Annotated in this window: 30 protein-coding genes; 12 read left to right on the top strand and 18 right to left on the bottom strand. The window is 62.2% G+C overall.

Annotation, left to right across the window (positions count from 1 at the left end; all coding sequences use genetic code 11):
• The first annotated feature begins 1 nt into the window (after window position 1).
• On the top strand, window positions 2–274 hold the full coding sequence (locus NKJ57_RS08605) for a helix-turn-helix domain-containing protein (RefSeq protein WP_352510932.1): 273 nt from the start codon (window positions 2–4) through the stop codon (window positions 272–274).
• A gap of 23 nt (window positions 275–297) precedes the next feature.
• On the opposite strand, the gene NKJ57_RS08600 is transcribed toward NKJ57_RS08605, so the two are convergent.
• From NKJ57_RS08600 to NKJ57_RS08565, 8 genes are all read right to left on the bottom strand, one after another.
• A complete protein-coding gene (locus NKJ57_RS08600; RefSeq protein ID WP_023689918.1) occupies window positions 298–909 on the bottom strand; it encodes a LysE family translocator in 612 nt (203 codons plus the stop codon).
• 69 nt (window positions 910–978) lie between these two features.
• Window positions 979–1,311: a YkgJ family cysteine cluster protein gene (locus tag NKJ57_RS08595; RefSeq protein ID WP_023671506.1), complete on the bottom strand. Its 333-nt coding sequence runs from the start codon at window positions 1,309–1,311 to the stop codon at window positions 979–981.
• Between the two features lie 52 nt (window positions 1,312–1,363).
• On the bottom strand, window positions 1,364–1,528 hold the full coding sequence (locus NKJ57_RS08590) for a hypothetical protein (RefSeq protein ID WP_023671505.1): 165 nt from the start codon (window positions 1,526–1,528) through the stop codon (window positions 1,364–1,366).
• 1 nt (window position 1,529) lies between these two features.
• Window positions 1,530–1,937: a hypothetical protein gene (locus tag NKJ57_RS08585; protein WP_023671504.1), complete on the bottom strand. Its 408-nt coding sequence runs from the start codon at window positions 1,935–1,937 to the stop codon at window positions 1,530–1,532.
• On the bottom strand, window positions 1,937–2,161 hold the full coding sequence (locus tag NKJ57_RS08580; RefSeq protein ID WP_023689917.1) for a hypothetical protein: 225 nt from the start codon (window positions 2,159–2,161) through the stop codon (window positions 1,937–1,939). Before NKJ57_RS08580 ends, NKJ57_RS08585 begins: the two co-directional genes overlap by 1 nt.
• A 293-nt stretch (window positions 2,162–2,454) precedes the next feature.
• Window positions 2,455–2,664 carry a cold-shock protein gene (locus NKJ57_RS08575; RefSeq protein ID WP_023671502.1) on the bottom strand — a complete coding sequence of 70 codons (210 nt, stop codon included), beginning with the start codon at window positions 2,662–2,664 and terminating at the stop codon, window positions 2,455–2,457.
• A 466-nt stretch (window positions 2,665–3,130) separates the two neighbouring features.
• A complete protein-coding gene (locus NKJ57_RS08570) occupies window positions 3,131–3,403 on the bottom strand; it encodes a YciI family protein (RefSeq protein ID WP_352573690.1) in 273 nt (90 codons plus the stop codon).
• Window positions 3,404–3,490: 87 nt separating this feature from the next.
• Window positions 3,491–4,144, bottom strand: a complete 654-nt coding sequence (locus NKJ57_RS08565) for a glutathione S-transferase family protein (protein WP_352510815.1) — start codon at window positions 4,142–4,144, stop codon at window positions 3,491–3,493.
• Between the two features lie 171 nt (window positions 4,145–4,315).
• On the opposite strand from NKJ57_RS08565, the gene NKJ57_RS08560 reads away from it, so the two are divergent.
• Entirely contained in the window at window positions 4,316–4,495 is a 180-nt protein-coding gene (locus NKJ57_RS08560) for a CsbD family protein (protein ID WP_023671498.1), read from the top strand.
• Between the two features lie 50 nt (window positions 4,496–4,545).
• Here NKJ57_RS08560 and NKJ57_RS08555 read toward each other — a convergent pair whose 3' ends face one another.
• Window positions 4,546–5,670 (bottom strand): metallophosphoesterase, encoded by a 1,125-nt coding sequence (locus NKJ57_RS08555; protein ID WP_352510816.1) that lies wholly within the window; start codon window positions 5,668–5,670, stop codon window positions 4,546–4,548.
• Window positions 5,671–5,801: 131 nt separating this feature from the next.
• On the opposite strand from NKJ57_RS08555, the gene NKJ57_RS08550 reads away from it, so the two are divergent.
• On the top strand, window positions 5,802–6,395 hold the full coding sequence (locus tag NKJ57_RS08550) for a hypothetical protein (RefSeq protein ID WP_352510817.1): 594 nt from the start codon (window positions 5,802–5,804) through the stop codon (window positions 6,393–6,395).
• An 18-nt stretch (window positions 6,396–6,413) separates the two neighbouring features.
• Here NKJ57_RS08550 and NKJ57_RS08545 read toward each other — a convergent pair whose 3' ends face one another.
• A complete protein-coding gene (locus tag NKJ57_RS08545) occupies window positions 6,414–7,100 on the bottom strand; it encodes a TetR/AcrR family transcriptional regulator (RefSeq protein WP_352510818.1) in 687 nt (228 codons plus the stop codon).
• 85 nt (window positions 7,101–7,185) lie between these two features.
• Here NKJ57_RS08545 and NKJ57_RS08540 point away from each other — a divergent pair, with 85 nt between their 5' ends.
• The 6 genes from NKJ57_RS08540 to NKJ57_RS08515 all read left to right on the top strand — a co-directional run bounded on the left by NKJ57_RS08540 (window position 7,186) and on the right by NKJ57_RS08515 (window position 13,125).
• The gene (locus tag NKJ57_RS08540) at window positions 7,186–7,947 is read left to right on the top strand and encodes an NIPSNAP family protein (RefSeq protein WP_031194063.1); all 762 of its coding nucleotides are present in this window, start codon (window positions 7,186–7,188) and stop codon (window positions 7,945–7,947) included.
• A 127-nt stretch (window positions 7,948–8,074) separates the two neighbouring features.
• On the top strand, window positions 8,075–8,836 hold the full coding sequence (locus NKJ57_RS08535; RefSeq protein ID WP_027049688.1) for an SDR family NAD(P)-dependent oxidoreductase: 762 nt from the start codon (window positions 8,075–8,077) through the stop codon (window positions 8,834–8,836).
• A gap of 103 nt (window positions 8,837–8,939) precedes the next feature.
• On the top strand, window positions 8,940–9,926 hold the full coding sequence (locus NKJ57_RS08530) for a glycosyltransferase family 10 domain-containing protein (RefSeq protein ID WP_023697719.1): 987 nt from the start codon (window positions 8,940–8,942) through the stop codon (window positions 9,924–9,926).
• Between the two features lie 577 nt (window positions 9,927–10,503).
• Window positions 10,504–11,901 carry a class II fumarate hydratase gene (fumC, locus tag NKJ57_RS08525; RefSeq protein ID WP_023697720.1) on the top strand — a complete coding sequence of 466 codons (1,398 nt, stop codon included), beginning with the start codon at window positions 10,504–10,506 and terminating at the stop codon, window positions 11,899–11,901.
• Window positions 11,902–12,156: 255 nt separating this feature from the next.
• A complete protein-coding gene (locus NKJ57_RS08520) occupies window positions 12,157–12,579 on the top strand; it encodes a DoxX family protein (protein WP_023697721.1) in 423 nt (140 codons plus the stop codon).
• A 138-nt stretch (window positions 12,580–12,717) separates the two neighbouring features.
• Window positions 12,718–13,125, top strand: coding sequence for a DoxX family protein (locus NKJ57_RS08515; protein WP_023734272.1), 408 nt, complete (start codon window positions 12,718–12,720; stop codon window positions 13,123–13,125).
• Between the two features lie 256 nt (window positions 13,126–13,381).
• On the opposite strand, the gene ppx is transcribed toward NKJ57_RS08515, so the two are convergent.
• Both ppx and NKJ57_RS08505 read right to left on the bottom strand, forming a co-directional pair.
• On the bottom strand, window positions 13,382–14,914 hold the full coding sequence (gene ppx / locus NKJ57_RS08510; RefSeq protein ID WP_023697723.1) for an exopolyphosphatase: 1,533 nt from the start codon (window positions 14,912–14,914) through the stop codon (window positions 13,382–13,384).
• Complete coding sequence (locus tag NKJ57_RS08505) at window positions 14,914–17,106, bottom strand: RNA degradosome polyphosphate kinase (protein WP_023700662.1); 2,193 nt, start codon at window positions 17,104–17,106, stop codon at window positions 14,914–14,916. The genes ppx and NKJ57_RS08505 overlap by 1 nt, the downstream gene beginning before the upstream one ends.
• A gap of 233 nt (window positions 17,107–17,339) precedes the next feature.
• Here NKJ57_RS08505 and NKJ57_RS08500 point away from each other — a divergent pair, with 233 nt between their 5' ends.
• The gene (locus NKJ57_RS08500) at window positions 17,340–17,585 is read left to right on the top strand and encodes a zinc-finger domain-containing protein (protein WP_023705697.1); all 246 of its coding nucleotides are present in this window, start codon (window positions 17,340–17,342) and stop codon (window positions 17,583–17,585) included.
• A gap of 19 nt (window positions 17,586–17,604) precedes the next feature.
• Entirely contained in the window at window positions 17,605–18,843 is a 1,239-nt protein-coding gene (locus NKJ57_RS08495) for an FAD-dependent monooxygenase (protein ID WP_352510819.1), read from the top strand.
• A 219-nt stretch (window positions 18,844–19,062) separates the two neighbouring features.
• On the opposite strand, the gene NKJ57_RS08490 is transcribed toward NKJ57_RS08495, so the two are convergent.
• The 6 genes from NKJ57_RS08490 to NKJ57_RS08465 form a co-directional block, all read right to left on the bottom strand.
• A complete protein-coding gene (locus tag NKJ57_RS08490) occupies window positions 19,063–19,728 on the bottom strand; it encodes a TIGR02117 family protein (RefSeq protein ID WP_352510820.1) in 666 nt (221 codons plus the stop codon).
• 105 nt (window positions 19,729–19,833) lie between these two features.
• Window positions 19,834–20,637: an amino acid ABC transporter ATP-binding protein gene (locus tag NKJ57_RS08485; RefSeq protein WP_023671483.1), complete on the bottom strand. Its 804-nt coding sequence runs from the start codon at window positions 20,635–20,637 to the stop codon at window positions 19,834–19,836.
• A gap of 84 nt (window positions 20,638–20,721) precedes the next feature.
• Entirely contained in the window at window positions 20,722–21,879 is a 1,158-nt protein-coding gene (locus NKJ57_RS08480; RefSeq protein ID WP_023684325.1) for an amino acid ABC transporter permease, read from the bottom strand.
• 4 nt (window positions 21,880–21,883) lie between these two features.
• The gene (locus NKJ57_RS08475; protein ID WP_023684326.1) at window positions 21,884–23,071 is read right to left on the bottom strand and encodes an amino acid ABC transporter permease; all 1,188 of its coding nucleotides are present in this window, start codon (window positions 23,069–23,071) and stop codon (window positions 21,884–21,886) included.
• Window positions 23,072–23,133: 62 nt separating this feature from the next.
• The gene (locus tag NKJ57_RS08470) at window positions 23,134–24,162 is read right to left on the bottom strand and encodes an amino acid ABC transporter substrate-binding protein (protein ID WP_023684327.1); all 1,029 of its coding nucleotides are present in this window, start codon (window positions 24,160–24,162) and stop codon (window positions 23,134–23,136) included.
• A gap of 89 nt (window positions 24,163–24,251) precedes the next feature.
• The gene (locus tag NKJ57_RS08465; RefSeq protein ID WP_023684328.1) at window positions 24,252–24,443 is read right to left on the bottom strand and encodes a hypothetical protein; all 192 of its coding nucleotides are present in this window, start codon (window positions 24,441–24,443) and stop codon (window positions 24,252–24,254) included.
• Between the two features lie 178 nt (window positions 24,444–24,621).
• On the opposite strand from NKJ57_RS08465, the gene NKJ57_RS08460 reads away from it, so the two are divergent.
• Window positions 24,622–25,791: a cystathionine beta-lyase gene (locus NKJ57_RS08460; RefSeq protein ID WP_023824488.1), complete on the top strand. Its 1,170-nt coding sequence runs from the start codon at window positions 24,622–24,624 to the stop codon at window positions 25,789–25,791.
• Window positions 25,792–25,939 lie beyond the last annotated feature (148 nt).

The raw sequence follows: 25,939 nt of genomic DNA, 5'->3' as shown, positions 1-25,939 counted from the left end.
GCTGGCGAAGGACTCCGCGCTGTCGCGCAGCGTGCTCGCCGAACGCTTCACCAGGCTGGTCGGCATGCCGCCAATGCATTATCTCGCCAAATGGCGCATGCAGATCGCCTCGGAGCTGCTCAGCGCCGGCTCCAGCAACATGGCCAGCATCGCCGCTGAAATCGGCTACGAATCCGAGGCAGCGTTCAGCCGCGCCTTCAAGAAGATGATCGGCCTTCCGCCCTCGGCCTGGCGTCTAGGCATCCGGACCGGATCCGGAACCGACGAAGAGTAGGCCGAGGCCTGGCAGCTCCTGTTCTATCGATCAGCCAGCGCCAGCTTGGCGCCGAGCATGACAAAGGCGCCGGCGAAGGTGCGGCGCATCCAGGTCAGCACCATCGGCCGCGACACGACATGGCTGCGGATCGAGGCCGCAAAGATGCCGTAAGCGACGAAGACGACGAAGGTCAGCAGCATGAAGACGCTCGAGAGTTCGAGCATCTTGGCAAATGCGTTCGGTTCGGTCGTGCTGACGAATTGCGGCAGGAAGGCAAAGAAGAAGATCGACAGCTTCGGGTTCAGGATGTTGATCAGGATACCGGAGGTGATGACCTTGGCTGCCGAGCGGGGTGCCGCGTTTTCATCGACGCTCAGGCCGCCCTTCTCCTTCAGCGTGTTCCAGGCCATGTAGAGGAGATAGGCGACGCCGAGATATTTCAGCGTCTCGAAGGCGACAGCACTTGTGTGCAGCAGCGCCGCCAGGCCGGTGATGGCGGCGGCCATATGCGGGATGATGCCAAGCGTGCAGCCGAATGCAGCAGTGATCGAGGCGCGCGCGCCTCGCGAAAGCCCGGCGCTCAGCGTGTAGAGAACGCCGGTGCCGGGCGAAGCCACGACGATCAGCGACGTCAACAGGAATTCGATGCTCATGGTTCCTCCAACGCCCTGCCCGTGGTGGAAGCTATCGGGGGATGTGGGATCAGGCAAGGTGGGCGTCGGCTAGATCGTTGGCATCCCGTGCGCCTTGCGCGCCATCAGGCAATCGTCGCCGCCAGGCATGCAGGCGTGGCAGACGTCCGGGCGGATCTCGTAGATGCCGCAGGCTGTGTGCTTGCCGATCTCGCCCGTAAGCGCCGAACAGCGCACGCCCTCGCAGCGCATCCCGGACAGGTCGGCGGACACGAACTTTTCCGGAATCCGGTCAAGTTGCGCATCGTCCTCGGTCGAGAAGCGCGGCCATTCGGCCGAGTAGGAACAGCAGGCGCCGCAGCTCTGGCAATCGAAAACCGGCTGGTCGTCCTGTTTTGACGACCGGATATCCCTGGCGGCCAACGCGACCAGCCCAGGTGCTGCGAGATTGCGATCGGCTTGGTGCGGCAAGGCGCTATTTCTTCTTGCCTGCCTTGCCCTTGGGCGTGGCGGCTGGCGCCTCGAACAGATCGGTTGCCGACGGTTCGGCGGCCTTCGGCGCGGCAGCGGGCTTGGCCTGCTTTGCAGTGGCAGCAGCCGGCGCTGCCGGCTGGTCCTTGGTGGAAAACTTTATGGCCATGTCAGTCCTCGTCGGAAAAGCGGGATGATGGTGCGCGCGGATTGCGCAAGCGGCCGATCAGCGCCGAGACCGCTGTGATGTTCATTTCCTCGGGCGACCAGTTCCTCGCCTCGGCAATGTGGTGCGCCGCCAGTTCGCGATGCGTGCTGCCGCTATAGGCGGCATCCTGGTAGGTCACGCGCTCCTGGGTCTTTTTGTCCTCGCGGACATATTCGACCAGATAGTTCGGAGCTTCGGCACGGCCGCGCACGCCGACGCGCACCTGGGCATCGCCATGCGCGCGCTTGCAGCGCTCGAGCTTTTCCAGCACACGGCGGACATATTCGACCGGCTTGTCCAGGCCCGGGACCATGGACGCGATGGTCGCATCGGCATCGATCGGCGTGGGCGGTACGCGCTTGGTGGCCATCAGCGTTTGCCTGCCCGCTTTGGCAGCGCCGCAAGGACTGCGGCCGCTGCCATGTCGTCGGCTTCCTTTTCCTTGCGCAGTTCGCGCAAGCGCGCGGTCTTGGCTTCGCGCGCCTCGCTGACGGCATCACGCTCGGACAGGATGCGGTTGAGTGACATCGACTGGGTTTGCGTCTTGCTGAACAGCGAGCCGGCCTGGTCGGCGGTCTTGGATTGAGTGGTCAAAACTTTCTCCTGTCGGGAGCCTGGTGCCGATAGAGCGAGAGCGGTCTTCGGTCACGACCAATGCGATACGGCAGCGGGGCAATATGGGCGGTTCAGATTGCTGGATCGTCCCTTAGCACGTTCCGGCCGGCGTGCGGCGCACTTTTAGCGGCATGACGCACAAAATGAAAAAGGCCAGGCACCGCCTGACCTTCCATGAAAGCGCCGCGCATCCAGTTGGATGCGCAAGGCGCTCCTTTCAGCCTTTCATCGGTGCCAGTACATCCGTGGTCACCGGAAGGCCGAATTCCTTATCAGGCCGCCTTCAACTGGTCGGCGGACATCTTGCCCGACTTGTTGTCGCGGGTCATCTCGTAGCCGAGCTTCTGACCCTCGACGATGTCACGCATGCCGGCGCGCTCTACGGCCGAGATGTGGACAAAAACGTCGGCGGAGCCGTCGTCAGGCTGAATAAAACCAAAACCTTTGGTGGCGTTGAACCATTTCACTGTGCCGGTGGCCATGAAGAACCCTTTCCCTGGCAAATATTCGTTCACCATCGTGCGACTGCACAACAGCGTTTTGTCTCGATTTTTGATGGGGAAGTTCGTCAAAGGCGCGCATGCATGCGCGGATAACAAAAGTCGGTCAAACAAATATCGACATGTTTCTTATAGACTTCTTTTAGCGCCGAGTCAATGTCTGGTTTGGCCGCAGCCCAAATTCAACCTCAGGATGCCTGAGGCATAAGCCTCAACTGACGAGGTGGCGGAGCGCAAGGCGTTCCCAAAAAAATATTCCAGCCCCGGAACCAATCGCAAGCCGGCGCATTTCCGTGGTGTCAGCAATTCAGAGAGCAATCTCGGTAATGCTGGCAAAAGGACGCTTCCCGCACATTAAACGGTGCGAGAGGCGTTCTTGTATGTGCCGTTGTCTGACACAATTCCCAAGGGAAAACCGTTTCACACTTTTCCTTAAACTTACGCTCGCCTACAGGATCGCGCTGATCAGCGGCAGGATTTCGTAGCGGAAACCACGGCCGGAGTTCGACACCGGATCGCCGTCGGTGACCGCTCTTGCCTCGGCTTCGCTGCCGACACGCAGGATCAGCAGACCCCAAGGGCCGGCCGGGTCGGCGACCGGCCCGGCCAGGATCATGGTGCCCTCGGCAAGCTTGCCGCGCAGATAGTCGGCATGCCGGCCCATCAACTCCCTCTCCTCCTCCGTCAGGGTGAAGGCGAAGTCCGGCCGAGGCGGGATCAGCCGGCAGTGGAAGATTGTTGGCGCGGTAGTCTAACGCGGTCCATCATTGCCGGCCATCGGTCACTCACCGTGATGTCATTGGTGGTCCTATTCGTCCGGGCCGGGTTCCGGCCAAGTCTCCTTCGCCGCTTCCGCATACCAGTGCCGCATCGCCGGCGTTGCCAACACGGCGTCGACATAGGCGCGCGTGTCGGGCGCCAGTTCGCCGCCATATGTGTCGAAGCGGGTGACGACAGGTGCATACATGGCATCGGCCGCGGTGAAATGACCGAACAGGAAGGGGCCGCCCTTGCCGTATTCTTCCCGGCACTGGCGCCAGATCGTTTCGATGCGCGCGCGCTGCATTTCGCCTTCGGCGTCGAGCGGCTTGTGGGCCTTCGGCCGGCGCAAATTCATCGGCCAGCCATAGCGCACCTCGCGAAAGCCGGAATGCATCTCGGTCGCCACCGAGCGAGCCAAGGCGCGGGCGCCGATATCGTGCGGCCAAAGTTTTTTCTCAGGAAACAGGTCGGCCAGATATTCAAGGATGGCAAGGGTTTCCCAGACGATCCTGCCATTGTGATTCAACACTGGCACCAGGCCGGTCGGCGACACTTTCGCCAGATTGGCAAAAGTCTCGGGCGTGCGCAGGCGCACGAAACCTTCCTCGAACGGGATCTCCAGATGCTTCATCGCCACCCATGGCCTCAGCGACCAGGACGAAAAGCACTTGTTGGCGATGATGAGCGTAAATTCAGCCAAGGCGGTCTCCCCAAAATTTCGTCACACTAGTCACACGATACGACGCGGCAAAGCGTTTCGGCGACCATATAAGCGACCAGATGCGACGATGATCGCCGCCCAGGGAACCTAAGCCAAGCCGGCCCGTTTGCCTCCTGCGAATGAATCCCCGGAATCCCAGGAGATGCAAAGATGGTGAACAAGGATCAGGTTGCCGGCGTGGCCAAGCAGGTCAAGGGCTCGGTCAAGGAGGCCGGCGGCAAGGCGACCGGCAACAGGCAGACCCAGGCCGAAGGCACGGCCGACAAGACCGCCGGCAAGGTGCAGAAGGTCTATGGCGACGTGAAGGACAAGATCAAAAAGGCGCTCTGATTCGATCTTGCAGGCAATGAGGAAGGCGGCTCAAGGCCGCCTTTTTCTTGTCAGAGGCTGAGGCTCTTGCTGAAGGCGCTGGTGAACTTGACCCCGCCCCGGTCGCCCGCCGCCTCGCCCAGCACCACGTCCATGCCGTCCCCGGTTACCCTCACCAGCGCGAAGCCACCCATATAGGCAGCCTTCGGCTTGAACAGGTCGAGGCCATCGCTTTCGTAGATCATAGGCACTTCGTGCTGATGGCCATGGAAGATGGCGATGACATTGTAGCCCTTCAGCGCCGCCAGCAGCGCCTGGCGGTCGGCCTCGCTCCACCAGTGCGGCGCGCCTGCGCCGTCATCGTCATAGGTGCGCTTGGCCGGGTCCCAGCGCTCGACCGAGAAAGTGTCCCAGCCATAGTGCTGGAACAGGATGACGGGACGGCCATCCGCAGCGTAGGTCGTCAGATCCTGCTTCAGCCACGGCAGGCTGCTCACCGCGCCGTGGCCGGTGTCGCCGGCAAACCGGTGGGTCTGGACGAGATGCAGGCCGCCCCAGTCCCAGGAATAGCAGTCGGTGTCGATATCGTATTCGGTGGCCGGCACCGGGGGCTTGAAGAACACGCCGGGGCGATGGTTGACCTCGACATAGTCGCGCAATTCGCGCCGGTACCAGTTGACGTGCGGCGGCGAGCCGTTCTGGTCGAGATCGTGATTGCCGAGGCCGACATAGACCGGCATGTGCACGCGATCGGGACCGACGCCCTGTTGATAGGGCTGGCTGAACTGCAACAGTTGCGTGCCTTCGCTGGGCTCGGTGATCTGGCCGCCGCCATCGTCGGTGATGTCGCCGCCGACAACGAGGCCGAGCGGCGCATCGATGCGGCCGCCGGCCGAACGCAGGCGGGTTGCAACGCCATCGATCTCGACTGGCCATTGCCGGCCGGCCAAGCCATTGAGGACAGCGACATTGCGCAACAGCGCGGCATCGGTCTTGCCTTCCTCCAGGCAGTTGGGGCTGAGGCCGCTCGACATGCGGCAGGCATGGACATCGGCGATGAACAGAAAGGTGGCGTCGATGGGCTGGATGCGCTTGCCGGTCTGGCCAAGCGCGGCGCGCGGCAGCATGCCAGCCATGGCAAGGCCGGCTGCCTGTGCGAGGAAATTGCGACGGGAGAGGACGAGCTTGCGATTCATGACCTGAAATTCAGCACAGCCGGCGCCCCACCGTCCAGTTGCCAGGAATGGCAGGTCGACACGGCACTGAGGCTCTGGCATTTCTTGGGTCATGCTGGCGCGCAGCAAATACAAGCAGAGGGGAGGATTTCATGAGAGCCGTTTCGATAGGCGTGGTGCTGGCTGGGTTGCTGCCGGCGGCTGCGGTGCATGCCGCCGATTGTGTCGACGCAAAATCGGCCAAGGCCGGCTTCGTTCTGGAAATGCCCGGCGTCCGCAGCGAGTTTCGGCCGGTGGCCGGCGGCATGGTCTCCGTTGCCAACACCTACGAATCGCAATCGCCGCAGACACAGTTCCTGTTTGCCGGCCTGGTCGAAGTGTTTCGCGACAGCGATACCGGACGGGTGGCGACGATCCCGTTTTCCGATCTGCGAAAACTGTTTCCGCTGAAGACGGGAGCCAAGAGCACGATCGAATTCGTCGAGTTGTCGCCGAACAAGCAGCCGAAGAGCACCAAGACACTGAGCCTGGTCGTCAAGGGCAAGGAGACGTTCAGCGTCGGCGGCTGCAAATACAACGTGCTGGCCGTCACGGAGACCTTCAAGAACGGCGCCGGCGAGACGCTGGACACATTCACCGCGCTTTATGCTCCCGATCTGCAAGCGTCTCTCGCCCGGCGCTACGACGAAGGGACCAGCGCGGAAGCGGTGAACGGTTACGAGACGATCAAGCCGCTTTCCAACTAGAACAGCGCAGTTCCGGCCTCAAGGTTTTCCCGGCCGCAGCAGGATCCTGCGACGCCGCTTCGCTCTGCTCGGGAATGGCGGCGTTGAGCTGCCCTGAAGTTCGGCCAGGCAATCGCGCAGCACGCTGGCATCCTGTGCCGCCTTGGCCATCGACATGGCGCCGGAATAGGCGGCGATGGCGAGTGCCGCAAAGCGCTCGGGGTCGGTGCCCTGCTCCCTCCCCGACTGCTGGTCGGCTCGCACCTTGTCGGCAACCGCCTGACGCCATCCGGCAAAGATATCGTCCAGAGCGGCGCGGAAATCCGGGTCAGCGAGCGACAGTTCATGCGCCAGATTGTTGAGCGGACAGCCGCGCACGAAGCCTTGCTGCTCAAGCTCGGTCGCCACCGCCTCGAACACCGCGCGCACGCCTTCGCGCGCCGAGCCTGCCGCCCGTACAGGGTTGATCCAGGTTTGATCGAGGGCCGCTGCCACGCGCTCCTCGATCACCGCCAGAGCGAGCGCCTTCTTCGTCGGGAAATGATGATGCAGCGCGCCGCCGCTGACGCCTGCGGTCGTCATCAGCTCGCCAAGGGCGGATGCATGATAGCCACGCGCCTGGAACGACGCTTCGGCGATATCGAGCACCTTGTTGCGCAGCCCTTCGGGATCGTTGGTGCGTTTTCGCGGCGGCCCTTTCGGAGCCCGAGCAATCTCTGCTGACATTTGCCAACGATAGCAGATTGACAAAACAGGACAACCGGTCTGTTTTATAAACCGGATGATCATCCTGTTTTTTGGAGACGACACAATGACCGTACCCCTGAATGCGCCTGCGGCGGCAAAACTGCTCGCTTCGCCTGTCGTCGAGTTGCGGCAGTACACGCTGAAGCCGGGCCGGCGCGAGACGCTGATCGACATCTTCGACAGTCGGTTCATCGAAGGCCAGGAACACGCCGGCATGACCATCATCGGACAGTTCCGCGACCTCGACCGCCCCGACATGTTCGTCTGGCTGCGCGGCTTCGATGGCATGGAAGCGCGGAAGCAGGCGCTCACCGCCTTCTATGACGGGCCGGTGTGGACGGCGCACCGCGACGCCGCCAATGCGACGATGATCGATTCCGACGATGTACTGCTCTTGAAGCCGGCATCGCCAGGCGCCGGCTTCGATCTGTCAGGCTCGCAGCGAGGCGCCATGCCGGCGGATGGAAAGTTGAGCGCAGACAACCGCTTGACCGGTGTTGTTGTCATCCAGATTCATCATCTGCGGTCTGGCGCCGAAGCCGATTTCGCCGGCAATTTCGAAACGGACGCCGTTCCGGTCCTTATCGGCGCCGGCGGACGGTTGCTTGGCGCCTTCATCACCGAGCACGCCGAAAACAGCTTTCCCCGCCTGCCGGTGCGCTTGAGCGAAAACGTCTTTATCGCGGTGACGGGTTTCGACAGTCCCGAGGCGCATGCCAGTTACGAAGCCGCAGTTGCCGCTTCGCCCCAATGGCAAGCGGCCGATGTGACGTGGCGGACCGAAACCTTGCGCCTGACGCCGACGTCGCAGTCGCTGCTGCGGTAACCGGATCGGCACGCGGCCAACCGAAGTTCATACTGAGCGATAGGCCGGCGGCTTGACCGCCCTCGCCGATCGGCATTGCTTCGTGACGCGGGCAACAGCGAGAGCATTCGATGCGACTTGGCCTTCAATGAGACTTTCTGGCAAGCGAGCACTGGTGACCGGCGGCTCGGACGGCATCGGCCTGGCCATATCGGAAGCTTTCTTGCGCGAGGGCGCCGACGTGCTGATCATCGGCCGCGACACCAGCAAGCTCGAGACCGCCCGCGAGACACTTGCGGCGGCGGGCAACGTCGGCACCCAGTCGGCCGATCTCTCGACCTCTTCCGGCATCGATGCCGTGGTCGATCGCGCGAAAGCAACCGGCCCACTCGACATCCTCGTCAACAATGCCGGCGTCGCTTATCTGGTGCCTTTCGAGACCGTCACCGAGCACCAATTCCAGCAATCCTTCGCGCTCAATGTGACGGCGGCGTTCTTCCTTACCCAGCGGCTGCTGCCGCATCTCGGCGCCAACACCTCCGTCATCAACATCTCGTCCTACTTCGCCGACAAGATGATCCCGAAGCGGCCGTCGAGCCTGTATTCCTTGTCCAAGGGCGCGCTGAATTCGCTGACCAAGTCGCTGGCCTTCGAGCTTGGTCCGCGCGGCATCAGGGTCAATGCGATTGCGCCCGGCACGGTCGACACCGCCATGCGGCGCAAGTCGATCGACAACCTGCCGGCGGCAGCGCAGGCCGAGCTGAAAACCTATGTCGAGCGCAGCTACCCGCTCGGCCGCATCGGCCAGACCAGCGATCTTGCCGGCATCGCCGTCTATCTGGCCAGCGACGAGGCGGCGTGGACCAGCGGCGGCATTTTCGCGATCGATGGCGGGTATACGGCGGGGTGACCGTTTGGACGGCCCTCTGCCTCGAACAAGCGGAGCACTTGACCAAACTTCCGATACCGCGTCTGTCTGCAGATTGAGCAATGCTTCAGACATTCGTGGTGCCATGCCGTCTATCGATCCACTGATCCTCTTCTACACAACGTTCTTCAGCAAACCCGTCGATATCGCGTCGATACAGTGCGAAATGCCCGGGCGGTGGACACTGGACAAACGACGGATTTCCGAGGCCGCGGCAGTGGTCTTCCATATTCCGAACTTTCGCGAAGTTGGCGATGCCTACAAATACCCTGGTCAATATTGGGTCGCCTGGTCGATGGAATGCGGCCAAAACTACAAGCGACTTGCCGACCCCAAAATCATGCGGCACTTCGATATCATCATGACGCATGAATCCCGGTCCGATGTCTGGGTACCCTACCTTCCGCGTGCGGTGTGGTGGAAAGATGCGCTGGCCAGACCAATCGTGCCGAAAACGGAAGAAGCGCCGGTCGCACTCTTCCAGTCGGCCGGCCTGAATTATAGCGGCCGTGTCGATTTGGCGAACGAACTGGCGCGCCACATCAAGATCGATTCTTATGGCCGATATCGCAACAACCGATCGGTCTCTGGCCCCGATCTGGGCTCGAAGACCAAGATCGAAACCATTGCGCGGCACAAATTCTGCCTGGCCATGGAGAACTCGATCGAGGCCGACTATGTCACCGAGAAAATCTATGACGCGTTCATGGCGGGCACGGTGCCGATCTACCTTGGCGCTCCCAATGTGGACGAGTTCGTTCCGGAGCACTCCTTTATTGACGCCAGTGCCTTCGCCAGCGCCAGCGATCTTGCAGCCTATCTCCAGCACCTGATCGCAACGCCGCAAGACTACGAGGCTTATTTCGACTGGCGCTCAAAGCCATTGCCCGACAATCTCGTCAAACGGGTGCAATCATTGGAAACACCCGCGTTCAGCAGACTGATGAGCGTCGTGCGCCAGCGTCTGGAGGCGCGGACAAGCACGCCTTCCGGACGGCGAACACTTCCGTTCGGCTATAGATCCTATCTCAGGACAAAGCTGCGCCGTTGGAGGAAAAAGGTTCCGAGCTGACGGTCCGCGATCAGGCGCGCTTTCAGCAAAATACGGAGGACAAAGAGCGTCACTTGCGACGTCGAGACGGCTTCGACCTTGCCGCCATGCATCTTGGAAAACTCCGAGGCCATGTGGAGGCGCTCCCAGGGTGGACTTGAAATTCTCGGCTTCGCGATCCGAAGCTCGATCCGGATGCGATGCCGGATTTTGGACGGAAACTGAACAGAAGGACAAGTGCATAAGCTACCTCATCGCTGCTGTTGCCAGTGAGACGCCGGCACGGATGGTAGTTTGTGTGGCAGAGTCGCTCGTAGGTAGACGTGAATTGCGCATTGCTGATCCTGGCGGAAGTTTGCGTAGAGCAATCCGCCAGCTCGACATGATCTCATCGAGCTAAATCCGCAAGTTTCCGTCCACTTTATGGGATCAAGCCGCACTGAGGAGCAATTTCCTTCACACGAAAGTGGAGGGTGCAGGATCCCGAAGGCCGGCGCTACCGCTTCAACCGATTTACTGCCTGCCGGCCGCAATCTCTGCTTGAAGGCCATTGTGCAACGCGATACGCCGTTGCCGAATTCGATCGTCGGAGAGACAAGTGACCGCTGCCAGGACCAGAACCGAAACCGACACGTTCGGCCCCATCGAGGTTGCCGCCGACCGTTACTGGGGCGCGCAGGCGCAGCGTTCCCTCGGCAATTTCAGGATAGGCTGGGAAAAGCAGCCGGCCTCGATCGTGCGTGCGCTCGGCATCGTCAAGCGAGCGGCGGCGGAAGCCAATATGGAGTTGAAGCGGCTCGATCCGGCAGTCGGCAAGGCGATCATCGAGGCGGCGCAAGAGGTGATCGACGGCAAGCTGAACGATCATTTCCCGCTGGTCGTCTGGCAGACCGGCTCGGGCACGCAGTCCAACATGAACGCCAACGAGGTGATCTCCAACCGGGCGATCGAACTTCTGGGCGGCGTCATGGGCTCGAAGAAGCCGGTGCACCCTAACGACCACGTCAATATGAGCCAGTCGTCGAACGACACCTACCCGACAGCCATGCACATCGCGTGCGCCGAGCGCATCGTGCACGATCTGCTGCCGGCGCTGAAGCATCTCCACGCGGCGCTCGAGGTCAAGACGAAGGCCTTCGCCCACATCATCAAGATCGGCCGCACCCATACGCAGGACGCGACACCCCTCACGCTGGGCCAGGAATTTTCCGGCTACGCCGCGCAGGTGGCCTCTTCGATCAAGCGCATCGAGATGACGCTGCCCGGCCTGCAGGAACTGGCGCAGGGCGGCACCGCCGTCGGCACCGGCCTCAACGCGCCGGTGGGCTTTGCCGAAACGGTGGCGGCGCGCATCGCCGAAATCACCGGCATCGCCTTCGTCACCGCGCCGAACAAGTTCGAGGCGCTCGCCGCGCATGATTCCATGGTGTTCTCGCATGGCGCCATCAACGCGGCGGCCGCCGCCCTCTTCAAGATCGCCAACGACATCCGCTTCCTCGGCTCCGGCCCGCGCTCGGGCCTCGGCGAACTGTCGCTGCCGGAAAACGAGCCGGGTTCCTCGATCATGCCGGGCAAGGTCAACCCGACCCAATGCGAGGCTCTGACGCAGGTCTGCGTGCAGGTGTTCGGCAACAACGCCTCGCTGACCTTCGCCGGCAGCCAGGGCCATTTCGAGCTCAACGTCTACAACCCGCTGATGGCCTACAACTTCCTGCAGTCGGTGCAGTTGTTGGCCGACGCCTCGATCTCCTTCACCGACAATTGCGTCGTCGGCATCGAGGCTCGCGAAGACAACATCAAAGCCGCGCTCGACCGCTCGCTGATGCTGGTGACCGCGCTGGCGCCGACGATCGGGTACGACAATGCCGCCAAGATCGCCAAGACCGCGCACAAGAAGGGCACCACCTTGCGCGAGGAAGCACTGGCCACTGGGCTGGTCAGCGAGGCAGACTACGACCGGCTGGTGCGGCCGGAGGACATGACGCATCCGGGTTAAGCGATTCCAGGGAAAGTGCCTTGCGTTTCCTCGGGAAGCGCGCAGCCCTCTTCTTGGGGATTGCGTCAACTAGAAATCCGAATTTTGTGGCGGGACAATTTGCTCCCGCCGCTGCTGGCCGCGACAAGAATTTTGCGTCGGTCGAACGATCCCGAAATGTACGTCCTGTGAACAATGTGTCGCCGGACTGGCGGCTTTGGTGAACAGTCGGCTTGGTCTATCTGACGGGACATCAACCCTTTTCGGAGAGCCACCATGTCCATCAACACTTCCGCTGCCGGCGCCGGCATCGCGTCCAACAGCTCCACCACCATCCTGCTCGGCCGCATCCTGCTCGCCGCCATCTTCCTGCTTTCCGGCTTCGGCAAGCTCACCGCCATTTCCGGCACCGCCGGCTATTTCGGCGCCATGGGCCTGCCGGTGCCGACCGTAACGGCCATTGTCGTCGGCCTGATCGAATTGCTCGGCGGCCTTGCCGTGCTCGTTGGCTTTCAGACCCGCATCGCCGCCTGGGTGCTCGCGGTCTTCACCATCGCCTCGGCCTTTGTCGCCCATACCGGCTGGGCCGACCAGAACCAGATGATCCATTTCCTGAAGAACGTCGCCATCACCGGCGGCTTCCTGCTGCTGGCTTCCTCAGGCCCTGGCACCTACTCGATCGACGCCAAGCGCGGCTGAGCTTTCCCTTCCCAAGCCTGAAAAAAGCGGCGTGGAATTTTCCACGCCGCTTTTTCGTTGTCTGCCCAAGCGCACGCTCGACCCCTCCCTGCTAGGATCGGTCTCGAAACAGCCGGCGGACAGACATCGGAGATGACCATGCCCCGCGATGCATTGCTTCTGATTTCCCGGCTGCTGCTCGCCGTCCTGCTCGTTCCCTCCGGCTACCACGCGCTCGCCGACATTGCCGGGACGACCGGCTATTTCGCCGGCCTCGGCATGCCATTGCCGACGCTTGCCGCCTGGGGCACCGGGCTGTTCGAGTTGATTGCCGGTCTCTTGATACTGGTCGGCTTTCAGACGCCGGTCGTTGCGATACTTCTTGCCGCTTTCTGCATCGTTGCAGGCTCCATCGGCCACTACGGCCAGGGCGGCGATGACCCGATGCTCACCTTCCTGCACCAGCAGATGCTGATGAAGGATATTGCCATCGCCGGTGGATTCCTGGCGCTAGCCATGGCCGGCGCCGGGGCCTGGTCGATCGACGGGCGCCGCGCCGCGGTCTGATATCGTCAAATATCGTCCCGGTTGAACCATCCGTGCCAGGTCGACCCCCACTCCGTCTCGGCTTCGTCGAGCCACCTCTCCCCCGATCGACGGGGTAGAGGAAGTGCGCGAGCCTATTGCCGCCAACGCTTTCCAACGAGGCTCCCTTCCTTTCCCTCCGGAGGGGGAAGGTGGCGGTGCGAAGCAGCGACGGATTGAGGAAGCCGGTCCTCGAACGCGAGGCCGACGACGACATGGTTTTGCTGTCAGGCCGCGCCTACTTCACCGACACGCTCTGCCCACCCTCGACCGCCAGCACCAGCCGGCGGTTGGTGATCCGCGCCAGTTGCGCCAGCCGTCCGGCCGGGCGTTCGCCGTAAAGATCGGAAAGTGAGGCCGGCAGCACCAGCGCCAACGTGCCATTGCCGCGGTTTTCCCATTTCAGCCGCGGCATGACGCCGGGCATGGCCGCAGTCAGCAGATAGACGACGCGCAGCACCGCCGCCAGGATGCGGGCGCGCTCGAGATAGCGCGGCGTCGCCAGGCCGCGGATTTCCGGCGCCGCATCGTTGAACACGCCTTCGTGGCGGAACAGGCCGACCAGCGCCAGGAAGGCACGGCCGGGGTGATCGACGCCAATGAAGGAGGCGTGGGCAATGATGTTGAGCGACTGCTTGCCGCGATATTCCGGGTGCGCGCGCCAGCCTATATCGGCCAGCAGACAGGCAGCGTGGCGGTAGCGCGCCTCATCCTCCGTCTCGTCGATGCCGAAGGCGGCAAAGGTCTTGTCCGTCCATTCGACAAGCTCATGCGCATGGGTGACCGAGCGCGACCGCAGCCGCGCCAGTTCCTCCGAAGCGGAGACCAGCGGATCGGCCTTCTGCTCGGCAGGGTCGAGCAGCGAATAGAGAAACCCTTCGCGCACGCCCAATGCCGAGACGATGATCTTCGACGGCTGCATCGCCGCCATGATCTCCTGCAGCACGACCGCGCCATAGGGCAGCAGCGAACGGCGGTTCTTCGACACACCTTCGATGCCCTTGACCTTCTCGATCTCGCCTTTCGCCACCTGCTTCAGGAAATTGGCGGCGCTTTCGACACCGATCTCATAGTGGTGCATGACGCCAAGCGGGTAGTTGGTCATTTCCATGTGCAGCCGGGCAAGGTTTCGCCAGGTGCCGCCAACGGCGTAAAAGGGCCGTCCCAGCCCGCCCTTCAACAATTTGGCGCGCGCCAGTTCGTCGCGGGTGATCTTTGCCGCCTGGGCGAGCGAATTCCTGGCCATGTCCTGCAGCCGCAGGCCACCCAGCGGCAGCGTGATGCCGTCGCCGATCGCCTCGCCATTGATGTCGATAAGCTCCAGGCTGCCGCCGCCAAGATCGCCGGCAATGCCATTGGCGGGGTGGAAGCCCGAAATGACGCCAAGCGCTGAATAATGCGCCTCCTGCCGGCCAGTGAGCACGCGGATCTCGGTCTTGAGCACATCCTGGGCGCGGTGGATGAAGTCGGGTCCGTTGATCGCTTCGCGGGCCGCGGCCGTTGCCAGCACAAACATGTGCTCCGCACCCGCCTGGTCGGAGAGCGCGCGGAAACGGCGGAACTCCTCCATCGAGCGCGTCACCGCCTCGGGATCGAGCTTGCCGGTCGAAACGATGCCGCGGCCGAGACCGGCCAGCATCTTTTCGTTAAACAGCAAGGTAGGCGAGCGCGCCAGCCCTTCATAGACGACAAGGCGGATCGAGTTCGAGCCGATGTCGATGATGGACAGCGGCCGGCGATCCTGCAGCCGGCCTTGGGACGTTGAAATCATCAGCCGGTGTTCTTCTTGCGACGCTTGAACTGCGCGATGCGCTTGGGCGCATGCGACTTCAGCGCGTCACCCCGTCCCGACAGGCTCGGATTGGTCATGAAATATTCCTGCGCGTTGAACGGTTCCTCACCCTCCTCCAGCACGACGCGCCGGGAGGTTCCGTCAGCCAATACGTCGAAACTTTGCTGGTTGTCCATGATGTTGCCCAGCATGATCTGGCCAAGGATCTGTTCATGCACCGTCGGATTAGTGATCGGCACCATAGTCTCGACGCGGCGGTCGAGATTGCGTGGCATCAAGTCGGCCGAGGCGATGTAGACGATCGCCTCGTCCGACGGCAGGCCATGGCCGTTGCCGAAGCAGTAGATGCGGCTGTGTTCGAGGAAGCGGCCGACGATCGACTTGACCCTGATGTTTTCCGACAGGCCGGGCACCTGCGGCCGCAGGCAGCAGATGCCCCGCACGACGAGATCGATCTCGACGCCGGCACGGCTGGCGTCATAGAGCGCGTCGATGATGTTGGGATCGACGAGCGCGTTCATCTTCATCCAGATGCGCGCCGGACGGCCAGCCAGCGCGTAGGCGACCTCGTCGGCAATGTGCTTGAGGATACGGCTGCGCAGCGTAAACGGCGAGATGGCGATCCGCATCTCATCGGTCGGCTCGGCGTAGCCGGTGATGAAGTTGAACAGCTGGGCGACATCGCGCGCGATCGTCGGATCGGTGGTGAAGAAGGACAGGTCGGTGTAGATGCGCGCGGTCACCGGATGGTAGTTGCCGGTGCCGAGATGTACATAGTTGCGCAGCTTGCCGTCCTCACGCCGCACCACGAGCGACATTTTCGCATGGGTTTTCAGTTCGAGGAAGCCGAACACGACCTGGACGCCGGCGCGTTCGAGGTCGCGCGCCCAGCGGATGTTGGCTTCCTCGTCGAAGCGCGCCTTGAGCTCGACCAGGGCGGTCACCGACTTGCCGGCCTCGGCCGCGTCGACCAAGGCGCGCACGATCGGGCTGTCGTTGGAGGTGCGGTAGAGCGTCTGCTTGATTGCCACCACCTCCGGGTCGGCCATTGCCTGGCGCAGGAACTGGACCACCACGTCGAAGGATTCATAGGGGTGGTGGACGACGATGTCCTTCTCGCGGATGGCCGCGAAACAATCGCCGCCATGCTCGCGGATGCGCTCGGGAAAGCGCGGATTGTAGGGGGTGAACTTCAGGTCGTCGCGCGGCACGGCGACGATCTCGGAAATCTGGCTGAGCGCCAGCGGGCCGGTCAGAACGCTGATGCGGCTCGAAGAGACGCCAAGCTCGCCGGCGACGAACTCGCGCAACTCGCCGGGCATCGACTTGTCGAATTCGATGCGGATGACCGAACCGCGGCGGCGCCGCTTCAGCGCCGTCTCGAACAGGCGCACGAGATCTTCCGACTCCTCCTCGACCTCGATATCGCTGTCCCGGATGATGCGGAAGGTGCCTGAACCCTTGACCTCATAGCCGGGGAACAGCTTGCCGATATAGAGGCCGACAGCCTCCTCCAACGGAATGAAGCGAACGTGCTGCTTGCGGTCGGGCAGACGGATGAAGCGCTTCAGCGCCACCGGCAGGCGCAGAAGCGCGCTCATCTCCTCGCCATTCTTGCGATGGCGCAATTGCAGCGCCATCGAGAAGCCGAGATTGGGAATGAACGGAAACGGATGCGCCGGGTCGATCGACAGTGGAGTCAGCACCGGGAAAACCTGGTCCTGGAAATGGTCTTCCAGCCAGACTTTTTCATCCTTGGTCAGTGCATCGCGGGTGATGCTCTCAATGCCTTCCTTGTTGAGCAGCAACATCAGCGCCGAAAGGCTGTTCTGCTGGTCCTCCTGCAGCCGCTCGACCTCGCGCAGCAATTGTTCCAGCTGCTGCTCCGGCGTGCGGCCGTCGGGGCTCTTGAGCGCAATGCCTTCGCGCACCTGGCCCGCAAGGCCGGCGACGCGGACCATGAAGAATTCATCGAGATTGGCGGCCGAAATCGACAGGAAACGGACGCGTTCGAGCAGCGGATGGTGCTCGTTCTGTGATTCCTCGAGCACACGCCGGTTGAACTGCAGCCAGGAGAACTCACGGTTGACGAACCGATCGGGGTTGCCGCCCTCGGGGCTCGCCACCTCGACATTGATGAATTCGCTCTGCACCGGCTTCAGTTCGTTCATGGTTCCTGCTCTTCCCCGCCAACCGTCCCTTGGAGCGCCGCTGGACGTGCCATGCCTCTAACACGCTTTTGTGACGCATGGCCCTTCGGCGAAAACCATTCCGATTTCAGGGACATGCACTTAACCGGCTCACCGTATCCTCTGACAGGCTTTTGCGACAGTTTCATTTCATCGATCTTGCAAACAGGCCTGTTATGTTCCAGATGCTTTTCGACGAGATCAAGGAGACGACGATGGCAGGCGGTTCCATTCCCCATTTCCAGAACGATGCGGGCCATCCGGCAATCGACATCGGCGTCAAGGAATTCATGTGCACCGGCGCCAACCCGCCCTTCGACCACCCACATGTGTTCCTCGACATGGGCGACGACAATGAAAAGGTCTGCCCGTATTGCTCGACGCTCTACCGCTATTCGGCGAAGCTGAGGGCGACGGAAACGCTGCCGGCTGGTTGCCTTTATATCGACCAGGCCGCCTGATCCTTCCGCGACAAGCCCGATGGAAGACATCAGGTCCCGGCAGGTCATAATCGCCGGGGCCGGCATCGCCGGGCTGACCGCTGCCCTTGCCTTCGCTGGACGGGGTTATCCGGTAAAGCTTATCGAACAGGCACAGCACCTCGAAGCGGCCGGCGCCGGCATCCAGCTTTCGCCCAACGCAACACGCATTCTTGGAAAACTCGGCGTGCTCGACCGACTGCTGCCCGCAGCGTTGCGGCCGGAAGCGGTCGTGCTCAAGGACGCCGGGACGCTGCGCGAACTGGCGCGGGTACCGCTCGGGCACGCCGCCGAAGCGCGCTGGCAGTCGCCCTATCTTGTCGCCCATCGCGCAGATCTGCAGGCAGCGCTGCTGGGGCAAATGGCCGAACGGCCAGAGATTGAGCTCATCACCGGCGCCCGCGTGACCGGCATCGTCAAAGACGCGCAATATGTCGCCGTGACCGCCGAAGTGGACGGCCGCGAGATCGAGGCACGCGGCAAACTGCTGGTCGGCGCCGACGGCGTCTGGTCGGCGGTCCGGGCGCAACTCGCAGGCGAGGACTTCGTCAAAAGCCGTTTTTCGGGCGAACTCGCCTGGCGGGCTACAATCGCAGCCGACGGTGCGGCCGGAGAAGCCTTTGCCGCGATCGGCGCCGCCGACTGCGTCACCACGTTCCTGCATCCTGGCTTCCACATGGTCGCCTACCCCGTCAGCAAAGGCCAGGCCTTCAATCTCGCCGCCTTCACCAAGGGTGAGCGCATGGCCGAAGGTTGGTCGGGCCATGCCGATCCCGCGATCCTCACGGCTGCCCTGCGCGGCACCGCGCCGGGCCTGACGAAGCTTGTGGCACTGGCCGGCCCATGGACGGCCTTTCCGATCCACACCGTCGAACAGAAGCGGTGGACGAGCCCGCAGGGCGTCGCGCTGATCGGCGACGCCGCGCACGCGATGACGCCGTTTGCCGCGCAGGGCGCGGCAATGGCGATCGAGGATGCCATCACGCTTGCCGACGCTATCGCCGATTTCCCTGGCGATCTGCCCAGAAGTTTTCGAATCTGGGAAAATCTTCGGCGGCCGCGTGTCGCCAAGGCCGCGCGTCGTGGGGCCGTAAACCGCCTCGCCTGGCATGCTGCCGGCCCGGTGGCGATCGCCCGCAATCTGTTCCTGGCCATGCGCTCGCCCGACAAGCTCGCCGCCGACCTCGACTGGCTCTATGGATGGCGAGCGGACACTCGGCAGTCTAGATCGTCGACGTAGCGATCCTTCCCACTCCCCTCTGTCCTGCCGGACATCTCCCACGCAAGGGGGGAGATTGGATGTCGCCGTCGCCTTCGCCAAAATCGCCGGCGTTGCAGCAGGAGCGCGGGCAAAACGGCTGATCTCCCTCTTGCGGGGGAGATGGCCGGCAGGCCAGAGGGGAGTGCTGTCCCGCTGACTTCAAAAGATCCAACACTGTCGCGGTGCGATGAAGGACTGCTAGTTATAAAACCGCATCGACAAGCCCAGCGAGGCCGGCAGCGGGTTCCACCAGCCGGTGCGCAGGCCGGCGGTGCGCAGGCCGGCGGCTGTCCAGGTGTTGCAGCCGACAAGCGCGTTGAAATGGCCGTTCGCCTCGAAGAAGCGGTCGAAGCTGGAATAGGCGGCGTTCTCGATGACGATCGGACCATTCGGCCCTTGCTGGAAACTCGCGTCGATATAGTCGAGCAGCGCTGCAAAACGTTCCTCATCGATGTCGAAACCGGTGACAGCAGGGTGCGGCTCGGCGATGGCCCCGGCGATATCGACATGCATGACCGAGGCGTCCAGTGTCAGCGCCTTGAGGACGGGCACTGTCTTCAGCTGCGACCAGCGAGGCGTCTCCAGATAGAAGGCCCGGCCGCCCCAGCCAAAGACGATGTAGCGCACTTCCGGGGCGTCGACAGGGATGCCGGCAGCGACCAGGAAATGGAAGCGCCGGCGCACCTCGTCATCGACGGGAATGGCGATGTCGGTGTGGATCGGATTCTCCAGCACCAGAATATGGCGCGTGCCCTCACCCGCCGCTGACGCCGGCCACAGCGGACGCGGCACCAGCGTGCCGAGCGTGGCAGCGAGCGCGACCACGATAATCAGCATGGCCACGAAACGCAGGGCTTTTCTCATGCGGCGGCGGCTTTGTGTTTCAATGGAGAAGATCAACCCCGACCCCAGATAGCAAAAGAGCCCGGCCGCATTACGGCAGGGCTCTTTTGCTTCGCATGAAAATGCTCAGTGCAGGATCTGCGACAGAAACAGCTTCGTGCGCTCGTGGCGCGGATGGTCGAAGAACTCGGCCGGCGTGTTCTGTTCGACGATCTGGCCCTGATCCATGAAGATCACCCGGTTGGCGACTTTGCGGGCAAAGCCCATTTCGTGAGTGACGCACAGCATGGTCATGCCTTCCTCGGCCAGGCCCACCATCGTCTCCAGCACTTCCTTGATCATTTCGGGATCGAGCGCCGAGGTCGGCTCATCGAACAGCATGATGCGCGGGTTCATGCACAGCGAACGCGCTATCGCCACGCGCTGCTGCTGGCCGCCCGACAGCTGGCCCGGATATTTGTTGGCCTGTTCGGGGATCTTGACGCGCTTGAGGAAGTGCATGGCGATTTCCTCGGCCTGCTTCTTCGGCGTCTTGCGCACCCAGATCGGCGCCAGCGTGCAGTTCTCCAGGATGGTCAGATGCGGGAACAGGTTGAAGTGCTGGAACACCATGCCGACCTCGCGGCGCACCTCGTCGATCTTCTTGAGATCGTTGGTGAGTTCCTTGCCGTCGACGATGATCTTGCCCTTCTGGTGCTCTTCCAGCCGGTTGATGCAGCGGATCATGGTCGATTTGCCCGAGCCCGAAGGACCGCAGATGACGATGCGCTCGCCGCGCATCACTTTGAGGTTGATGTCCTTCAGCACATGGAACTCGCCATACCATTTGTGCATGCCGATGATGTCGATTGCGACATCGGTGGTCGAGATGTGCATCTTCTTGGCATCGACCTTGATCTCTTCGGCGCTGACGGCGTTTTCTATGACCATGGCAGGTTCCCCTTTTTGTTCTGTCTTTTAGCTATGATGCATGTCGTTGTCCCAAAACCGCTAAACACTTTTGGGCGACATGCATCAACGTTTGTGGCCGGTGTCGAGCCGGCGTTCCGTATACATCGAATAGCGCGACATGCCGAAGCAGAACAGCCAGAAGACGAAGGCAGCGAAAATCAGGCCGGACTTGGTGGTCTGCGGCGTCGCCCAGTTGGGATCGGAGAAGTTCTGCTTGACGACACCGAGTAGGTCGAACATCGAGATGATGATAACCAGGCTTGTGTCTTTCAACATGCCGATGAAGGTGTTGACGATGCCGGGTATGACCAGCTTCAGCGCTTGCGGCAGCACGATCAGGTTCATCTTCTGCCAGTAACCGAGACCAAGCGAATCCGCCCCCTCATACTGGCCCTTGGGGATCGCCTGCAGACCGCCGCGCACCACCTCCGCCATGTAGGCGGCGGCAAACAACGAGAAGCCGATCAGCGCCCTGAGGAACTTGTCGAAGGAAACGCCGGGGGGCAGGAACAGCGGCAGCATGACGCTGGCAAAGAACAGAACGGTGATCAGCGGGATGCCGCGAACGAATTCGATGAAGATGACGCACAGCATCTTGACTATCGGCATCTTCGAGCGCCGACCAAGCGCCAGCACGATGCCGAACGGCAGCGACACTGCAATGCCGACAAAGGCCAGGCTGAGCGTCACCAGCAGGCCGCCCCATAGCTGCGTCTCGACATGCGGCAGGCCGAACATGCCGCCGACCAGCAGCACGAAAGCGACGATCGGCAGCACCAGGAAAAGCAGGATCGCGTTCAGCCCCTTGCGCGGCACGCGCGGGATCAGCAGCGGCACCAGCAGCGCCACGAACAGTATGGCGACCAGGATCGGCCGCCAGCGCTCCTCAATAGGATAGCGGCCGAGCATGAATTGGCCGAACTTGGCGTTGACGAACGCCCAGCAAGCGCCGGACCAGCCATCCGGCTGAACCCCGCCTTGCGCCGCCGTGGCGCATACCGAGCGATCGGACCCTACCCACTGGGCGCTGATGAAGGCCCAGTTGATGATTGGCGGCAGGATCATCACCACCAGTGCGATGCCCAGTACGGTCAGGATGGTGTCGCCCACCGAACCGATCAGGTTCTTGCGGACCCAGGCGATAGGCCCCCGCACGCCGGCCGGCGCCTGTTGCGCCAGTGCCATTTCGGTCCGCACCCAAGCGGTATCATGTTCCTGCATGGCCTTACCTCTCCACCAGCGCCATCCTGGCGTTGACCACATTCATGACCGCCGACGTCACCAGGCTGATGACGAGATAGACGACCATCATGATCAGCACGTTTTCGACCGCCTGCCCCGTCTGGTTGAGCACTGTGCCGGCGGTCGCCGTCAGGTCCGGGTAAGCAATAGCGATGGCCAGCGACGAGTTCTTGGTCAGGTTCAAATACTGGCTGGTCAGCGGCGGGATGACGATGCGCATGGCTTGCGGCACGACGACTAGCCGCAGGATCGATCCCGGCCGCAGCCCCAGAGCGCCAGCCGCTTCCGACTGGCCCTTCGAGACGCCGAGAATGCCGGCACGCACGATCTCGGCGATGAAGGAGGCTGTGTAGCAGGACAGCGCCAGATAGAGCGACAGGAATTCCGGCCCGATGTGGAAACCGCCGGCCAGGTTGAAGGTCGATTGCTTCGGAAAATCGAAGGTCAGGGGAAAGCCGCTCAGCGCATAGGCCAGAATCGGCAGGCCGACGATCAGCGCCAGGGACGTCCAGAATACGGGAAACTGCTGACCGGTCGCCATCTGCCGCTGGCGCGCCGTGCGGGCGACGAACCATGCCATGGCGATGCCGACAAGCAAGGCGACAAAGATCAGCCAGGAGCCATCACCCCAGATTGCACGAGGAAGATAGAAGCCGCGCTGGTTGAGAAACGAGCCGAATGGCAGGTTGATGCTTTCACGCACCACGGGCAAGACCGCCAGCACGCCCGAATACCAGAAGAAGATCACCAGCAGCGGCGGGATGTTGCGGAAAATCTCGACATAGACCGTGCAGATCTTGCGGATCAGCCAGTTGTGCGACAAGCGGCCGATGCCGACGATGAAGCCGATGATGGTTGCGGTGATGATGCCGGCAACGGCGACGATGAGGGTGTTGATCAGCCCGACGACAATGGCTTTGCCATAGGTATCGTCCGAGTTGTAGGGGATGGCGCTGACTGAGATATCGAAGCCGGCACGGCTTTTCAGGTAGCCGAACCCGGAAGAAATGTGCAGGCGCTGCAGATTGTCGATGACGTTGTGGACAATCCACCAGACGCTCGCCACCAGCAAGACGACAACCACCGCCTGGAAGACAACTCCACGGACTTTTGGATCGTTGATGAAGGAACCGCGGCTCGGCTCCTCGCGTAGGACTTCCTGCGACGCCATTGCCCATCCCCTGCAAAGAGAAACCGGAAGGCAGACAATCTGCCTTCCGGATCGCATTTCGATCAGCGGATCGGTGGCGCGTATTGCAGGCCGCCCTTGGTCCACAGCGCATTGATGCCGCGCGCGATCTTCAGCGGGCTGCCGGTGCCGACATTGCGCTCGAACATCTCACCGTAATTGCCGACTGCCTTGACGATGTTGACGACCCAGTCATTGCTAACGCCGAGATCGGTGCCGATCTTGGTTTCGGGTTCCTGGCCGAGCACGCGCTTGATCTCCGGGTTGTCCGAGGTCTTCATCTCGTCGACATTGGCCTGGGTGATGCCCAGTTCCTCTGCCTGCAGCAGCGCGAAATAGGTCCACTTGACAATGTGGTACCACTGGTCGTCCCCCTGGCGCACGGCCGGGCCGAGCGGTTCCTTGGAGATGATCTCGGGCAACACGACATGGTCTGCCGGCGCGCTGAGCGTCAGGCGGATGCCGTAGAGACCCGACTGGTCGGTGGTGTAGACATCGCAACGGCCCGCGTCGTAGGCGGCGTTGACCTCTTCAAGCTTTTCGAAGACGACCGGGTTGTACTCCATCTTGTTCGCCTTGAAGTAGTCGGCGAGGTTGAGCTCGGTCGTGGTGCCGCTCTGCACGCAGACTGCCGCACCCGAAAGCTGCAGCGCCGAATTGACGCCCGGCAGCTTCTTGGCGTTGATCATGAAGCCCTGGCCGTCATAATAGGTGACGCCGACAAAGTTCAGGCCAAGTGCCGTATCGCGATTGATGGTCCAGGTGGTGTTGCGCGACAGGATGTCGACTTCGCCCGACTGCAGTGCGGTGAAGCGCTCCTTGGCGCTGAGCGGCGTGAACTTGACCTTGGTGCCGTCGCCGAAGACGGCGGCCGCGACCGCGCGGCAGAAATCCACATCGATGCCTTTCCATTCACCCTTGTCGTCAGGCGCAGCGAAGCCGGCAAGACCTGTGTTGGTACCGCACTGGATGAAGCCTTTCGCCTTGACGTCGTCGAGCGTGCTCGCCGACGCGGCCGAAGCCATCCATCCAAGCGCAGCGGCGCCGAGAATGCCAATTGCAATGTGTTTCATAACCCACAGACCCTTTTCTGTTTTCAGGTAAACCCTGATCCTCAGGCAAATCCTGATCTTTTCCCGCGTGAACCCGGCTCCCATCCGGCTCATTCCCGGAACCCCGCGTCGTAACCGACGCCCGGCCCCTCCCATTCACGAACTGCATCGAAGGCGATTATCTCTGTGAGGTCAAGGGAAATGACCGTTTCACGACAGCTTTGAAAACCAATTGCCGCAAATGCCTGAATTGCAGACAACAGCATCAGGAAAGCAGCAAGCCCCGCAAATAAAACCGGCAAAGTCCGTCGACGCTAATCCACATCCACTCATGAAATCCGCGGCTCTGGATCGCCGCGCATTCCAGACTATTCATGGGGGAATTGGCCTATGCAAAGGGCACCGCCTGGCGGGCGCCCGCTGTTGCACGGCCAATGCCGCCGCTCTATGGCTAGCGCTTTCACCACAAGGCGAAGAGCAATGGCGACTGACGGCAACGAAATGGGTATCAACACGCGGCTTGCCCATTCGGGCAACAATCCGCACGACTATTTCGGCTTCGTCAATCCGCCAATCGTGCATGCCTCGACCGTGCTCTATCCCAATGCGTCGGCGATGGCGGCGCGCAGCCAGAAATACACCTATGGCACACGCGGCACGCCGACCACCGATGCGTTGGCGCATGCGATCGACGCGCTGGAAGGCTCCGCCGGCACCATAATCGTGCCGTCGGGCCTGGCGGCGGTGACCGTCCCGTTGCTGGCGTTTCTCTCGGCAGGCGATCACATCCTGATTGTCGATTCCGTCTACCATCCGACCCGCAATTTCGCCGACACGATGCTGAAGCGGCTGGGTGTCGAGGTCGAGTATTACGCTCCGCATGCCGGCGCCGGCATCGCCAGCTTAATCAAGCCGAACACCAAAGTCGTGTTTACGGAATCACCGGCCTCCAACACCTTCGAGGTGCAGGACGTTCCGGCGATCGCCAAGGCCGCGCATGAAACGGGCGCCATCGTCATGATGGACAACACCTGGGCAACGCCGCTCTATTTCCGTCCGCTCGACCACGGCGTCGATATCTCGATCCATGCGGCGACGAAATATCCGGCCGGGCATTCGGACGTGCTGCTGGGCACAGTGTCTGCCAATGCCAACTGCTGGAAGCAGCTTTGCGAGACGTTCTACACGATGGGCTGCTGCGCCGGCCCCGACGACGTCTACCAAGTCCTGCGCGGCCTGCGCACGATGGGCGTTCGGCTGGATCACCATCAAAAGAGCGCGCTTGCCATTGCCGTCTGGCTTGAAGGCCAGCCCGGCGTGGCCCGCGTGCTGCACCCGGCGCTTCCCAGCCACCCCGACCACGCGGTGTGGAAGCGCGATTTTTCCGGCTCTAGCGGCATCTTTTCCATCGTGCTCAAAGGCGGCGGCCAGAGACAGCAGCATGCCTTCCTCGATGCGTTGAAAATCTTCGGTCTCGGCTATTCCTGGGGCGGCTATGAGAGCCTCGCCGTGCCGGTCTTCCTCGGCGACCGTACCGTCGCCAAGGGCCCCTATGACGGCCCGCTGATCCGGCTGCAGATCGGACTCGAGGATGTCGAGGACCTCAAGGCCGATATCCTGCGCGGGCTGGAAGCGGCCGCTGCGGCATGACACCAGCAAACTTGCGAAGCTGATTCCGCTGGTCCGCCCAACCCGTTGAAAGGATTGGCGAGCGACTTTCGCAGGCGATCGACGTCGCAAAGCCGCTCATGGGTCGACCAAGCGCAATGTTATTTCCCCAATGCGCGCTTTTTCGGAT

Origin of the sequence: Mesorhizobium sp. M0077 (genome assembly GCF_040322955.1) — a bacterium.
GTDB lineage: Bacteria > Pseudomonadota > Alphaproteobacteria > Rhizobiales > Rhizobiaceae > Mesorhizobium.
The sequence above is the reverse complement of the archived record's forward strand: the minus strand, read 5'-3'. Positions and strand labels throughout refer to the sequence as shown.